General features: G+C 67.3%; 12 protein-coding genes and 1 pseudogene. 7 read left to right on the top strand and 6 right to left on the bottom strand.

Translation table 11 applies throughout. The features are described from left to right. Positions 1-39 precede the first annotated feature (39 nt). From ACP15H_RS00610 to ACP15H_RS00595, 4 genes are all read right to left on the bottom strand, one after another. Positions 40-864, bottom strand: a complete 825-nt coding sequence (locus tag ACP15H_RS00610) for a sugar phosphate isomerase/epimerase family protein (RefSeq protein ID WP_425064290.1) — start codon at positions 862-864, stop codon at positions 40-42. A gap of 68 nt (positions 865-932) precedes the next feature. After that, complete coding sequence (cysE, locus tag ACP15H_RS00605; protein WP_425064289.1) at positions 933-1,742, bottom strand: serine O-acetyltransferase; 810 nt, start codon at positions 1,740-1,742, stop codon at positions 933-935. Between the two features lie 104 nt (positions 1,743-1,846). Continuing rightward, positions 1,847-2,443, bottom strand: a complete 597-nt coding sequence (locus ACP15H_RS00600; protein WP_425064288.1) for an MlaC/ttg2D family ABC transporter substrate-binding protein — start codon at positions 2,441-2,443, stop codon at positions 1,847-1,849. 81 nt (positions 2,444-2,524) lie between these two features. After that, positions 2,525-3,319, bottom strand: coding sequence for an MlaA family lipoprotein (locus ACP15H_RS00595; protein WP_425064287.1), 795 nt, complete (start codon positions 3,317-3,319; stop codon positions 2,525-2,527). A 229-nt stretch (positions 3,320-3,548) separates the two neighbouring features. Here ACP15H_RS00595 and ACP15H_RS00590 point away from each other — a divergent pair, with 229 nt between their 5' ends. The 7 genes and pseudogenes from ACP15H_RS00590 to ACP15H_RS00560 all read left to right on the top strand — a co-directional run bounded on the left by ACP15H_RS00590 (position 3,549) and on the right by ACP15H_RS00560 (position 12,068). Continuing rightward, the gene (locus tag ACP15H_RS00590; RefSeq protein WP_425064286.1) at positions 3,549-4,529 is read left to right on the top strand and encodes an ArsR/SmtB family transcription factor; all 981 of its coding nucleotides are present in this window, start codon (positions 3,549-3,551) and stop codon (positions 4,527-4,529) included. Then, complete coding sequence (metF, locus tag ACP15H_RS00585; RefSeq protein ID WP_425064285.1) at positions 4,526-5,452, top strand: methylenetetrahydrofolate reductase [NAD(P)H]; 927 nt, start codon at positions 4,526-4,528, stop codon at positions 5,450-5,452. Before ACP15H_RS00590 ends, metF begins: the two co-directional genes overlap by 4 nt. Continuing rightward, a pseudogene (gene metH / locus ACP15H_RS00580) lies at positions 5,449-9,155 on the top strand (methionine synthase). The gene metF and the pseudogene metH overlap by 4 nt, the downstream one beginning before the upstream one ends. Positions 9,156-9,229: 74 nt before the next feature. Further along, the gene (locus ACP15H_RS00575) at positions 9,230-9,952 is read left to right on the top strand and encodes a sulfite exporter TauE/SafE family protein (RefSeq protein ID WP_425069847.1); all 723 of its coding nucleotides are present in this window, start codon (positions 9,230-9,232) and stop codon (positions 9,950-9,952) included. A gap of 51 nt (positions 9,953-10,003) precedes the next feature. Then, positions 10,004-10,525, top strand: a complete 522-nt coding sequence (locus ACP15H_RS00570) for a hypothetical protein (RefSeq protein WP_425064284.1) — start codon at positions 10,004-10,006, stop codon at positions 10,523-10,525. 98 nt (positions 10,526-10,623) lie between these two features. Then, entirely contained in the window at positions 10,624-11,490 is an 867-nt protein-coding gene (locus ACP15H_RS00565; RefSeq protein ID WP_425064283.1) for a phytanoyl-CoA dioxygenase family protein, read from the top strand. A gap of 65 nt (positions 11,491-11,555) precedes the next feature. Then, positions 11,556-12,068, top strand: coding sequence for a DUF992 domain-containing protein (locus ACP15H_RS00560; RefSeq protein WP_425064282.1), 513 nt, complete (start codon positions 11,556-11,558; stop codon positions 12,066-12,068). 4 nt (positions 12,069-12,072) lie between these two features. Here the strand turns inward: ACP15H_RS00560 and ACP15H_RS00555 are convergent, their stop codons facing one another. Beyond that, on the bottom strand, positions 12,073-12,930 hold the full coding sequence (locus ACP15H_RS00555; RefSeq protein WP_425064281.1) for a TauD/TfdA dioxygenase family protein: 858 nt from the start codon (positions 12,928-12,930) through the stop codon (positions 12,073-12,075). Positions 12,931-12,952: 22 nt separating this feature from the next. Next, positions 12,953-13,912, bottom strand: coding sequence for an AEC family transporter (locus tag ACP15H_RS00550; RefSeq protein WP_425064280.1), 960 nt, complete (start codon positions 13,910-13,912; stop codon positions 12,953-12,955). Positions 13,913-13,915 lie beyond the last annotated feature (3 nt).

Raw genomic sequence — 13,915 nt, 5'->3', positions numbered from 1 at the left:
CGGCCCGCGCCCTCCATCCCGCCACTGGTCGCAGGCGGCTCAGGCGAAAGCGGCCTCCAGGGCACGCCGCGTCGCCGCCGCGCCGTCGCGCGCGACCTCGGTGGCGGGACGAGCCCAGTGCGCGGGATTGGGCGCTTCGTAGCTCACCCAGCCGTCATAGCCTTTCTCGCCCAGCAGCTGGAACAGCTCGCTCCAGCGCACCACGCCCTGTCCCGGCGGCAGACGGTCCACGGGCGGCACCGCATTGGGCGGCGCATCGGGCACGTCGCTGTACTGCACGTAGAAGATTTCCGCCGCCGGTACGTCCTCGAAGCCGCGTCCGGGACGACCGCCCCGCTGCAGGTGATAGGCGTCGAGCAGCAGGCCGACACTCTTCTGCCCGGCCGACGCGATCAACTCGCGCAGGATCTCCAGGCGGCTCACGATCGGGTGCTGGAACTGATATTCGAGCGCGAGCCGCAGTCCGTGACGCGCCACGATCTCGCCGGCGTGGCGGATGTTGGCAACGCCTTCTTCCAGCGACGCCGTGCCGGGTCCGATACCGCTCATCACCGTCGCGCAATCCAGCATGACGGCCCGCTCGCAGGCCTCCTCCAGCGAGGCGAACAGCCGCTCGCGATCCTGCGGGGCGGCAAAGGTCCAGCCGTACTCGCAGCCGACGGCGCTCACGGGAAGTCCATTGCCTTTGACGCAGCCCAGCACCTCGGTGTTCGACAGGCCGCGCTCCCGCGCGCGCATGAAGTCGACGCGGCGCAGTTCGACCGCGTCGAAACCGCCGGCCTTCGCGGCCGCCAGCGCCTCCTCGAACGGCGTCGTGTCGACCGTCCAGAGATGGAGCGCGAGACCGCGGAACTTGTGATGCATGATCTGATTCCCCCGTCCGATTATGGACGGCGACGACAAACGCTCAAGCGGCCTGTCGAAGGGCGTTCCTAGATCCGATGATCCATGTCGAGCGCGGGTTCCGGCACGTCGACGCAGCCGATGATGCGGGCGGGGACGCCAGCCGCCGTGCAGCCGGCCGGGACCGGATCGAGCACGACGCTGCCGGCCGCGATCTTGGCGCAGGCGCCGATCTCGATGTTGCCCAGCACCTTGGCACCGGCCCCCAGCAGCACGCCGCGGCGCACCTTGGGGTGCCGATCACCACGCTCCTTGCCGGTGCCGCCCAGGGTGACACCGTGCAGCATGGAGACGCCGTCCTCGACGACGGCGGTCTCGCCGATCACGACGCCGGTGCCGTGGTCGATGAAGATGCTCTTGCCGATCACCGCGCCGGGATGGATGTCGAGGCCGAACAGCGAGCTCGACCGGCTCTGCAGGAAGTGGGCGAGCGTGCGGCGCCCCTGCGTCCACAGCCAGTGCGAGGCGCGATAGGTCTGAAGCGCGTGATAGCCCTTGAACCAGAGCAGTGGATCGAGATGGGACGTGCAGGCGGGATCGCGGTCGGCGACCGCCACGATGTCGGCGCGGGCAGCGAGGCCAATATCCGGATCGGCCGCAAGGGCCTCGTCGAAGGTCTGGCGGATCAGCGCGGCAGGCACCTCTGTGGTGCCGACGAGCCGCGCCAGATGATAGCTCAGCGCATTCTCGAAACGCGGCTGGCTCAGGATCGTGGCGTGGAGAGTGCCGGCAAGCACGGGCTCCGCGGCGGCAGCGGCATGGGCTGCTTCGCGAATCCGGTCCCAGACCGGATCGACCGAGCGCAACTCGGTCGGGTTCTTGGCAATCGCGCTATCCATGGCGCTCTCCTCCGCTCCGCATTCGCCCCTGCGACGCCCACGGTGCGCTCGATACGCTTCCCCGGGGGGAAGGCTACGCCGGGCGCCTCAGACGCGCAATCGGGCTACTTGGCCGCCCGGGCTTCCAGTTCCTTGACCAGCGGCTCGACCTTGCCGCCGTTGTTCTGGATGTAGGAATTGTAGTCCGAACGTCTAGTCATGACCATGCTGACACCCTCGACCTTTACGTCGGCGATGCGGTCGTTGCGGACCTCCCATTCGAGCTTGATCGGCTGGCCGGTCGTCTGGTTCAGGCGACTGTCGACGATCGTTACGCCATTGGCGCGCGGCGTCACCTTGCCGATGGTCAGGGTCTGGCCACCATACTGGCCGAACCGCTCGCTGTAGGCCTTGGCTTCCGCGGTGGCGACGGCCTTGACGAAGCGCGCACGCTCGCTCTCGGTCGCCTGGTTCCAGTGGGTGCCGAGCGCCGCGCGCGCCATGGCCGGCATGTCGAAGTTGGTCTGGAGGACGGCCAGGATCGCGGCCTGCCGGTCGGCACCGGTCTTGGTCTTCACGATCTCGATGACCTGCTGGGCCGTGCTCTGCACGATCTGTGAAGGATCGGCGGCAAAGGCCGGCCCGGCGACGGGGACGGCCGCGAACAGGGCGGCAGCGGCGGCAAGCTGCAACACGACACGACGAGAGGCGAGCTTCGACACCGTGCACTCCTATGACGAATTTTGGGAAAGGCGTTTTAGCGCGGACGCCGGATCAACGCACCCGCGACCGGGAGCGTTGCCCTAGCGAACCAGTGCCAGGTTGTCGCGACGTTCCAGCTCCGCGCCCGCGTTCGTCTTCTCGCGCTTCTGGCGGATCTGGTCGGCACGGTTCTGCGTGTAGGCGGAACGCAGCGCCGCGTAGTAGTCGACGCTGTTCTTCTCGAGATCGTCGAGCGCGAAGATGGTGCGCGACCGGTAGTCGACGGCATTCATGCCGTAGCGCGCCGCCTGGTAGATATCCCAGTCGACCGCCAGATTGTAGGTAAGGATGCGGAACGGATCGACCAGATAGTCCATCATCAGGCCGGTGGCGTCGCGCGCGTTGGAAGGACCATAGGCGGGCAGCATCAGATAGAAGCCGCCATTCTCCGGCTCGACACCGGCCCACAGGCCGATCGTCTTGCCGAAATCCTCCTTGGTGCGTTCGAGCCCGAAGCTCGAGGCCACGTCGAAGATGCCGGCGACGCCGATGGTCGAATTCACCAGGAAGCGCGCCATGGTGGTGGCGGCGCGATTCGGGTCGCCCTGAAAGACCTCGTTGATGGCCGTCACCGGCTCGCCGAGATTGTCGAGCACGTTGCGAACACCGGTCTGCGCCCGGTCGGGCAGCAGGTCGCGGTACATGACCGCCAGCGGCCGCAGCGCGATGATGTCGACGACTCGATTGATCGAGAAGATGAAGCGGTTCGGGGTCTCAAGCGGATCCCACACCTCGGCGGTGCCGGTATCGCCGGAGGCGCAGCCGCCAAGTACTGTCCCGGCAAGGGCGACCGCGACAACCGAGCGGCGAAGGCTGGCTGCAATGGCTTTCGTCACACCGAACATCAACGCCAACCCCGGATCATCCCGCTGGCCCGGGACGCCGGGCCACAAAGCGTGACGCGACGTTCATTCGTCGCATTGGACCGCAGTGTTGCACACCGCCGCTGTGGTTTGAAGCGATTACGGGCGCGGTCACCACCCCGCTCGGTTTCTTGTGTTTCAGTGGCCGAATCCGCGCACACGCCTATTGCATACATAAAGATATGCTTATATCATTCTCTTCATGGAGCACCTTCTCACCCTGCTGCGGGCCGCCGCCGAAGACACTCGGCTGCGCATCCTGGCCTTGGCGGCGCGCGAGGACCTGACCGTCAGCGACTATGTGAACGTGCTGGGGCAGAGCCAGCCCCGCGTTTCCCGGCACCTGAAGCTGCTGGTCGAGGCGGGCCTGCTGGAGCGTTTCCGCGAGGCCCAGTTCACGCGGTTCCGCCTGACCAACGGCGGCGAGGACGCCGCCCTGGTGCGCGAATTCGTGCGCCGGCTCGACCCCAAGCACCCCCGGATCGCGACCGACAGGGCCCGGCTGGACGCCGTCCAGCAGCGCCGCCAAACGGCGGCCGCCCGCTTCTTCCGCGACAATGCCCAGCGCTGGGACGAACTGCGCGCGCTCCACGTCGCCGACCAGGAAATCGAGCGGGCGCTCAGCCATCACCTGCCGCTCGGCGCCCGCCGGCTGCTCGATGTCGGCACCGGCACCGGACGGCTGCTGGAGGTGCTGGCTCCCAAGGTCGAGCAGGCGATCGGCGTCGACCAGAGCCGCGAGATGCTGGCGCTGGCCCGCGCCAATCTGGCGCGCGCCGGCATCGACAATGCCGACATTCGCCAGGGCGACATGTACGCGCTGCCCTTCGAGTCCGACAGTTTCGACGTCGTCACCATCCACCACGTGCTGCACTATGCCGACGATCCCGCCGCGGCGCTGGCCGAGGCCGCGCGCGTCGTGAAGCCGGGCGGCTCGGTCCTCGTGGTCGATTTCTCCCCGCACGACCTGGTCGAGCTGAAGCGCGAGCATGCCCACGTCCATCTGGGCTTCGCCGACAATCAGGTGCAGGGCTGGCTGCGCAGCGCCGGCCTCACGCCGCTCGAACCGATCCACTTTCCCGGCCGCCGCCTGATGACGGGCATCTGGCGCGGCGAACGCGAGCTGCCGGCTCGCACCGCCCCGCGGCCCGCCACCGTTTCCGCCCATGGAGAGTCACGATGAGCCCCGATACCGGTCCGATCGGCAGTCCCCTTAGCTCCGCGGGGAGCGCGACCGAATTTCCCGCCCGCGCGCCGCAGCGGCTCGCCGTCTCGTTCGAGTTCTCGCCGCCTCGCACCGATGCGGCCGAGCAGACGCTGTGGGAGACGGTGAAGCGCCTGACCCCGCTCCATCCCTCGTTCTTCTCGGTGACCTACGGCGCCGGCGGCTCGACGCGGCAGCGCACCCACGACACGGTGGCGCGCCTCAAGAGCGAGACCGGCATCGATGCCGCCGCGCACCTCACCTGCGTCGCCGCCACCCAGGGCGAGATCGACGACATCGCGCGCGCCTATTGGGATGCCGGCATCCGTCACATCGTGGCCCTGCGCGGCGACCCGCCGGGCGGCATGGGCGGCCAGTACACGCCGCATCCCGGCGGCTATGCCAATGCGGCGGCTCTGGTCGCGGGCCTCAAGAAGATCGGCGACTTCCAGATCAGCGTCGCGGGCTATCCCGAGAAGCACCCCGCCTCGGCCGACGAAAAGGCGGATCTCGAAAATCTGAAGGCCAAGGTCGATGCCGGCGCCGACCGCTGCATCACCCAGTTCTTCTTCGAGGCCGAGGATTTCCTGCGCTTCCGCGACCGCGCGGCCGCGGCCGGCATCAACGTGCCGATCGTGCCCGGCATCATGCCCGTGTCGAACTTCCAGGCCGTCAATCGCATCGCCGGCCTCTGCGGCTCCAAGGTGCCGCCGTGGTTCTGCAACATGTTCGACGGGCTCGACGACGATCTCGAGACGCGCCGCATGATCGCCGCGACCGTGGCCGGCGACCTGTGCCGCCGCCTGCGTGACGAGGGCGTGGAGCAGTTCCATTTCTATACGCTGAACCGGGCCGATCTCACCTTTGCGATCTGCCACCTGCTGGGAGTGCGCCCCCGATGACCCGTGAGGAAAAGGCCGAGCAGCTGCGCGAGATCGGCTCGCAGCGCATCCTGATCAAGGACGGGCCCTACGGCTCGATGATCCAGAGCTACAAGCTCGACGAGGAAGGCTTCCGCGGCGGCCGTACCTTCAACCACGACCAGAAGGGCAACAACGACCTCCTGAACCTGACGCGCCCCGACGTGGTGGGCGAGATCTGCAACGCCTATCTCGACGCCGGCGCCGACATCGTGGCGACCAACACGTTCAACTCGAACTCGATCAGCCTGTCCGACTACGGCATCACCGGCATGGCGCACGAGATCAACGTCGCCGCGGCGAAGCTCACGCGCGCCTGCGCCGATGCCGCCACGGCGCGCGATCCGTCCAAGCCGCGCTTCGTGGCGGGCGCGCTGGGGCCGACCAACAAGACGCTGTCGGTGTCGCCCAAGGTCAGCGATCCCGGCTTCCGCGCCGTCACCTTCGACGAGGTGAAGGACATGTACCGCGAGCAGATCGACGGGCTGCTCGACGGTGGCGTCGACTTCATCCTGGTCGAGACCGTGTTCGATACGCTGAACGCCAAGGCCGCCCTCGTCGCCGTCGACGAGGCGGGCGAGGCGCGTGGCGAGGTCCTTCCGGTGATGGTGTCGATGACGCTCACCGACCTGGCCGGCCGCAACCTCTCGGGCCAGACGGTCGAGGCGTTCTGGCATTCGGTGCGGCATGCCAAGCCGATCACCATGGGGCTGAACTGCAGCTTCGGCGCGACCGAGCTCCATCCCTACGTGCAGGCGCTGAACCCGCAGGTCGACAGCATGCTGTGCATCTATCCCAATGCCGGGCTGCCCAACGAGCTCGGCGCCTACGACGAGCCGCCGGAAATGACCGGCAAGCTGGTCAAGGGCTGGGCCGAGAACGGCTGGATCAATGTGGTCGGCGGCTGCTGCGGCACGACACCCGCCCACATCAAGGCGATCGCCGAGGCGGTCAAAGGCATCACGCCGCGCACCTGGCATGTCCTGCCACCCGCGCTGCGTCTCAGTGGCATGGAACCGGCGAGTTTCTTCTAATGGCTCAGGATATCGATATCGACAGCAAGCCGGCGCCGCGCGCGATGTTCATCAACATCGGCGAGCGCACCAACGTCACGGGGTCGGCCCGGTTCAAGAAGCTGATCCTCGAGGGCGACTACACGGCCGCCATAGAGGTCGCGCGCCAGCAGGTCGAGAGCGGCGCGCAGATCATCGACATCAACATGGACGAGGGCCTGCTCGACGCCGAGCTGGCGATGGACACGTTCCTGAAGCTGATCGCCGCCGAGCCCGACATCGCCCGCGTGCCGATCATGATCGACAGCTCCAAGTGGAGCGTGATCGAGGCCGGCCTCAAGTGCGTCGCCGGCAAGCCGATCGTGAACTCGATCTCCATGAAGGAAGGCGTCGAGCCGTTCATCGCCCATGCCCGCAAGGTCCGCCGCTACGGCGCCGCGGTCGTGGTCATGGCCTTCGACGAAAAGGGCCAGGCCGACACCAAGGAGCGCAAGGTCGAGATCTGCGCCCGCGCCTACGACATCCTGGTGAACCAGGTGGGCTTCCCGGCCGAGGACATCATCTTCGATCCCAACGTCTTCGCGGTGGCGACCGGCATCGAGGAGCACAACAACTACGGCGTCGACTTCATCGAGGCGACGCGCGAGATCAAGAAGCGCTGCCCCGCCGCCAAGATTTCCGGCGGCGTCTCCAACCTGTCCTTCGCCTTCCGCGGCAACGAGCCGGTGCGCAAGGCGATGCACTCGGTGTTCCTCTACCATGCCATCCAGGCGGGCATGGACATGGGCATCGTCAATGCCGGCCAGCTCGAGGTCTACGACCAGATCCCGCAGGAACTCCGCGACGCCTGCGAGGACGTTATCCTCAACCGCAATCCCAACGCGACCGAGCGGCTGCTCGAGCTGGCGCCCAAGTACAAGGGCACCGGCGAGGTCGCCGAGACGCAGGATGCCGAGTGGCGGAGCTGGCCGGTCGAGAAGCGGCTGGAGCATGCACTGGTCAAGGGGATGGACCAGTTCGTCGTCGCCGACACCGAGGAGGCGCGGCTGCAGATCGCGCGGCCGATCGAGGTGATCGAGGGCCCGCTGATGGCCGGCATGAACGTGGTCGGCGACCTGTTCGGCGCCGGCAAGATGTTCCTGCCCCAGGTGGTGAAGAGCGCGCGCGTCATGAAGAAGGCGGTGGCGCATCTCCTGCCCTACATCGAGGCGCAGAAGACGGCGGGCTCGCGGCCCAAGGGCAAGATCGTCATGGCGACGGTCAAGGGCGACGTCCACGACATCGGCAAGAACATCGTCGGCGTGGTCCTGCAGTGCAACAACTTCGAGGTCATCGATCTCGGCGTCATGGTGCCGTTCCAGGACATCCTGAAGAGCGCCAACGACAACAAGGCCGACATCATCGGACTTAGCGGCCTGATCACGCCGTCGCTCGACGAGATGGTCACGGTGGCCGAGGAGATGACGCGGCAGGGCATGAACCTGCCGCTGCTGATCGGCGGCGCCACGACCTCCAAGGTCCACACGGCCCTTCGCATCGCGCCGCGCTACAACGGCACGACCGTGCATGTGCTCGACGCCTCGCGCGCCGTCGGCGTCTGCTCGGCGCTGGTCTCGGAGTCGGGCTCGCAGGCGGAAGATTTCGCGATCAAGGTCGCCGCCGAATACGAGGCGATTCGCGTGGAACGCGCGGGCGGCACCAAGGAGAAGGTGATCCCGCTCGAGACCGCGCGCGCCAACGACTTCAAGATCGACTGGCAGGCCTACACGGCGCCCAAGCCGGCCATCACCGGCACGCGCGTCTTTGCCGAGTATCCGCTGCACGAGCTGGTCGAACGCATCGACTGGACGCCGTTCTTCCGCGCCTGGGAACTGGCCGGCAACTATCCGGCCATCCTCGAGGATCCCGTGGTCGGCGACAGCGCCAGGAAGCTCTACGCCGACGCGCGCAAGATGCTCGACCTGATCGTGCGCGAGAAGTGGCTGACGGCCAAGGGCGTGGTGGCCTTCTGGCCGTGCCGCCGCGAAGGCGACGACGTGGTCCTCTACAGCGACGAGACGCGCACCAAGGAAATCTCGCGCCTCTTCTTCCTGCGCCAGCAGATCGAGAAGCGGGCGCCCCGCGCCAACATGTGCCTGGCAGACTTCGTCTCGCCCGAGGCCGACTGGATCGGCGGCTTCGCCGTCACCGCCGGCCATGGCATCGAGGAGCATCTCGCGCGCTTCAAGGCCGACCATGACGACTATTCGGACATCCTGCTGAAGGCACTGGCCGATCGCCTGGCCGAAGCCTTTGCCGAGCGGCTGCACGAGCGCGTGCGCAAGACCCTCTGGGGCTACGCGCCTGAGGAGGCGCTCGCCAACGAGGAGCTGGTGCGCGAGAAGTATCGTGGCATCCGCCCGGCGCCGGGTTATCCCGCCTGCCCCGACCATAGCCAGAAGCCCGAACTGTTCCGGCTGCTGAATGCCGGCCAGAACGCGGGCATCCAGCTCACCGAGAGCTTCGCGATGATGCCGACCTCGGCGGTCTCGGGTTACTACTTCGCCCACCCCGACGCGCAGTACTTCGGCGTCGCCCGCATCGGCAAGGACCAGGTCGAGGACTATGCGAAGCGCCGCGGCGTCCCGATCGAGCAGGCGGAGAAGTGGCTGCGGCCGAACATCGGATACTAAGGCGGGATCGTTTTCCTCTCTTCCGTTAGGGAGAGAGGAACATGAAAGCGAGCGAGGTCGAGAGCGCAACGATGCTGAGCTACGCCCTCGTTCTGTTCGTCGGATTCATCGCCGGGACGGTCAGCGGCATCGTCGGAACCGGCGCCACGGTGATCCTGCTGCCGGTGCTGGTCATGGTCTTCGGGCCCCGTGAAGCCGTGCCGATCATGGCGGTGGTCGCGCTGATGTCGAACTTCGCCAAGATCACGGCCTGGTGGCGCCACATCGACTGGCGCGCCGCCGCCGCCTATGCGGCCGGCGGCATCCCCGCCGCGGCACTGGGCGCCCGCACCTTGCTGGCGCTGCCCGAGAATACGGTCGAGACGGCGCTGGGCGTCTTCTTCCTCGCCATGATCCCGGGCCGCCGCTGGCTGGCCCGGCGCAACATCGTGCTGGGCTATCCCGGGATGATCGTGGCCGGCATCGTGATCGGCTTCCTGACCGGCATCGTGGTCTCGACCGGACCGCTCAGCGTGCCCGCCTTTGCCGCGCACGGACTCGTCAAAGGCGCGTTCATCGCCACCGAAGCCGCAGGCTCGCTCGCGCTCTACATCAGCAAGGCCGTCACCTTCCAGGCCTTCGGAGCGCTGCCCACCGACATCATGGTGAAGGGATTGATCACCGGCTCCTCGGTGATGGCCGGCACCTATCTGGCGCGCCTGATAGTCGAACGACTGAGCGTCGCGGCCTTCCAGTACATGCTCGACATCGTGATGGCCGTGTCCGGCGTCGCGCTGCTTTGGCAGGCGCTGAGGTAGACGCGCGCGAAATTGATTGGCAAGGAGGGTGCCCCTTCAAGGAGACCAATCATGGCAATCACGAAGAAGCAGGAACTGCGCGCCCTCACCGAGAGCGAGCGCGAGCTGGTGGCGATGTCGGGCGCGCGCGCCGCGCGCTCGCTGACCGATTCCGAACTCAACCGGCTGGTGAAGCGGCTGCGTACGCGCCGCGACCGCGCGCGCACGGTGGCCGACCGGCAGCGCCGCGAGATGCGCGGCAAGGCACGCCCGCGCGGCGCGACGCCGCCGAAGGCCGACGAGGGCTCAATGGTGAAGCTCGAGGTCCTGTCGGCGGCACTCGCCCGCCTCGAGACGGAGACGGCGCGCCGCGGCGAGATCAAGGCGAAGGCCGCGCTGGTCGAGAGCGCAAAGAAGGCGCTCGCGCTGAAGCAGAAGGCGAAGACGGCGAAGCCGCCGGCGAAGGCCAAGGGAGCCGCCAAGGTGGTTCGCGGCAAGGCGCGCGTCGCCGTCGAGAACCACGTGCCGGGCTCGGTGCGCGGCAGCGTCCGCAAGCAGGGCGCGCGCGCCCAGGCCAAGCGCGACGCCCGCTAAGGTCTCTTCGAGCGGCTTCGGCCGCCAGGCGAGAAGCCGCTGCCGACACGGGCAGCGGATCGCGCTAGGCTGCCCGGCAGGCTTCCAGGGAGGAACGCATGCTGGCCAACACCACGCGCACACTCACCGAGGCACAGCGCGAGCAGTGGGCCGTCGACGGCTACCTGCAGATCGACGGCGCGCTGTCCCCGGCCGAAGTGGATTTCTTTTCGAAGTTGCTCGACGACAAGGTGCGTACCGAGCCGGGCTATGAGCCCGCGCCGGGAGAGCTACCGCGCGGCCACTATGCGTGGAAGCTGCCCGACCAGAACAAGGACGCGTTCATGGATCGGCGCGACCTGCTGCCCTACCATCAGGCCTTCATCGACCTGATCGACCGGCCCGCGATCTTCGACCTGATCCTCGACCTGATGGGCCCCTACATCCAGTTCTCGATGAGCCAGGCGATCGTGCGGGCCTCGACCGACACCTTTCCGGGCTACATCCATACCGACGGCGGGCAGGCCCAGAAAACCATCCGCGTCAGCGAGACCAGCCGGCCGCTGGCGGTGAAGGTCATGTATCTGCTGACCGACGTGACCGCGCCGGACAGCGGCAACTTCACGGTCTTCCCCGGCAGCCATCTGCGCAGCTTTCCGGAGCGCGCCGAGCGCATCCCGCATCCCGGCATGCCGGGCGCCGTGCCGCTGCTGGGCAAGGCGGGCGATGCCTACGTCTTCCCGCACGCGCTGTGGCACGGGCCCTCGCCCAACCATTCCGGCAAGGCACGCAAGACGCTGCTCTACAACTACTGCCAGATGTTCATGCGGGCCTACGATTTCAGCGGGCCCTACGCGGCGCTCCTCGACCGCTGCACGCCGCGCCAGCGCCGCCTGCTGGGCGACCTCGGCCACGATTTCAGGCCCGGCGACTTCTTCTACTCCCCGGAGGATCAGGAAGCCGTGATGACGGGCGCCACGGCCTGACTCGTGCTAGTGGCTGTCTCCCGGACGGGCGCTCCTGCGAGCCGCCCTCCCCAACAGGAGTGTCTATGAAGAACGTCGTCATGACGGCCGCCCTGGCCGCCCTCGCCCTCTCGACCGGTGCCTGCAGCCTGCAGCAGTCGAGCGCACAGCAGCTCAACACCACCAATGCCAATTCCCGCATCTACATCGGCTCGCTGACCTGCAACGTCGGCGGCAGCACGGGCTATATCCTGGGTTCGGCCAAGCCGCTGGATTGCGTGTTCCTCGGCAAGGATGGCGTCTCGACGGCGCAGTACACCGGCACGATCGACAAGGTCGGCATCGACATCGGCTACACCAAGGCCGTGCACACGATCTGGCGTGTCTATTCGCTGGGTTCGGATCGCGGCGCCACCCAGCTGAGCGGCACCTATGTCGGCGAGCAGGGCACGGTCGCGGCCGGCAACCAGGCCGGCGGCAACTGGATCTACGGTGGGCCGAATGCCGAGATCGGCATGCTGGCCTCGGGCGTCGTGAAGGACGCCGGCTACAACCTGGCGACCGGCGTCGCCGCCATGACGATCCGACTGAAGCAGTAGACTTCTAGACCGACGCAGCCGTCGCCGCCTGCAATGCGCAGCCGGCGACGGTGATGCGGTGCATCAGGCGCCGCTCACCCTGATAGTCGTTCTGGGCGCTGTGCCAGGTCGCACGGTTGTCCCAGAAGGCGATCGAGCCGTCGCGCCACTGGAAGCGACTGGTGAAGTCGCCCCGCGTGACATGCGCATAGAGATAGTCGAGCAGCGGGTTGCTGTCCTCGACGCTCCAGCCCTCGAAATGCAGCGTGAAGTCCGGATTGACGTAGAGCGCCTCGCGGCCGCTCAGCGGATGGCGGATCACCACCGGGTGCAGCACGTCGCCCACCTTGTCGGCATTGTGGAAGACGATGTCGCTGCCGCTCGCCTTGCGCGCCGCGGCGCCGAACCGGTGCGCAGAGGAGTGCACGGCGTTCAATCCGCGCAGCGTCTGCTTGAGGCCTTCCGACAGCGTCTCGAAAGCGCGATAGACGTTGGAGAACAGCGTGTCGCCGCCTTTCGAAGGCAGCTCGCGCGCCACCAGGATCGAGCCCATGGCGGGGATCTGGTCGTAGGTGTGATCGGTGTGCCAGCGCTCGCCGATGTTCTTCTGCTGCTGCGGCTCCTTGCGCACCTCGGCGATCTGCGGATAGCCGGCGACGGGCGTGAAGTAGCGGTTGATGTCGATCTGGCCCCAGCGCTGCGCGAATTCGATGTGCTGCTCGGGCGTCAGTTCCTGGTCGCGGAAGAAGATCACGCCATGCTCCACGAAGGCGCGTTGCACCTCGTCCCACTGGCGATTGCTCATCGACTTGAGATCGAGCCCCAGAACCTCGGCGCCGCAGCCGCCTTCGAGTTCGCGCACCTGAACCGTCTCGTACGTCATGGCCACCCTCCGATCTTCGAGCCTACCGCGGCTGCACCCCGAGCAACAACAGTGCAACGGACAGCGTGAGGACGCTGGCGGCGGTCGAGATCACCACGGCGTTGGTCGCGCGGCCGACGCCCACTCCGTACATCTGGGCGATCAGGTAGACATTGGCGCCGGCCGGAAGGGCGGCGTTCAGGGTGGCCACGTTGAGCCACAGCGGATCGAGCGGAAAGACGTAGCGGCCGATCGTCCAGACCAGGACGGGCAATACGGCGAGTTTGAAGACCGAGGCCACGGCCGCCGACTGCCAGTGGCCCTTCAGGCCGACATGGGCAAGCGAGGCGCCGACCATGATCAGGCCGCAGGGCGGGGCCGCCGCCGCAAGGGCCTGCAGGATGCGGTCGATCACCGCCGGCGTTGCAATTCCGGGCACGTGCGTCGTGATCTCACCCCACAGCAGGCCCGCGAAGATCGCCGGGATCACCGGGTGCTTCAGCATCGAGAGGGCGGCTCCGCCCAGGCGCTTCAGCACTTTGCCGCGACCGCCGCCGGCGCCGTCCATCTCCATCAGGAAGCAGGTGAAGGTGAGCAGGATCAGCGAGTGGACGCTGATGATCATCAGCAGCGGCACCAGCCCCTGCTCGCCGAAGCCGTAGCTGATGAAGGGAATGCCGATGCCGACGCCGTTGGAGAAGGAGCCGCTGAGCGCAAACATGGCGCGGTCGCCCAGCCGCAGCCCCTGCATCCGGCCGAGCACCATGAGCATGCCGTAGAGCACCATCACGCCGCTGAAGAAAGCGAGCAGCACCTGCGGCTCGAGTGTCTCCAGCCGCACCTTGGCCATGGAGCGGAAGAGCAGCGCGGGAAACAGGGCGTAGAAGGTCACGGCGGTGAAGCCGCGCAAGCCCTCCGGACTGAGGAGCTTGCTGCGGCCGATCACCCAGCCGACCAGCACCATGCCGAACACCGGCACGATGATGTCGACGATCGCACTCATAAA

This window comes from Reyranella sp. (genome assembly GCF_965249915.1).
Classification (GTDB): Bacteria; Pseudomonadota; Alphaproteobacteria; order Reyranellales; family Reyranellaceae; genus Reyranella.
Note: the sequence above shows the minus strand (reverse complement) of the source record. Positions and strands in the feature narration are given on the sequence as shown.

Excerpts from the sequence above, each read along its gene's own strand:
- ACP15H_RS00590 (WP_425064286.1), top strand. The coding sequence starts at position 3,549 with ATGGAGCACCTTCTCACCCTGCTGCGGGCCGCCGCCGAAGACACTCGG.
- metF (WP_425064285.1), top strand. The coding sequence starts at position 4,526 with ATGAGCCCCGATACCGGTCCGATCGGCAGTCCCCTTAGCTCCGCGGGG.
- ACP15H_RS00550 (WP_425064280.1), bottom strand. The coding sequence starts at position 13,912 with ATGAGTGCGATCGTCGACATCATCGTGCCGGTGTTCGGCATGGTGCTG.
- ACP15H_RS00560 (WP_425064282.1), top strand. The coding sequence starts at position 11,556 with ATGAAGAACGTCGTCATGACGGCCGCCCTGGCCGCCCTCGCCCTCTCG.
- ACP15H_RS00570 (WP_425064284.1), top strand. The coding sequence starts at position 10,004 with ATGGCAATCACGAAGAAGCAGGAACTGCGCGCCCTCACCGAGAGCGAG.
- ACP15H_RS00555 (WP_425064281.1), bottom strand. The coding sequence starts at position 12,930 with ATGACGTACGAGACGGTTCAGGTGCGCGAACTCGAAGGCGGCTGCGGC.
- ACP15H_RS00565 (WP_425064283.1), top strand. The coding sequence starts at position 10,624 with ATGCTGGCCAACACCACGCGCACACTCACCGAGGCACAGCGCGAGCAG.
- ACP15H_RS00610 (WP_425064290.1), bottom strand. The coding sequence starts at position 864 with ATGCATCACAAGTTCCGCGGTCTCGCGCTCCATCTCTGGACGGTCGAC.
- cysE (WP_425064289.1), bottom strand. The coding sequence starts at position 1,742 with ATGGATAGCGCGATTGCCAAGAACCCGACCGAGTTGCGCTCGGTCGAT.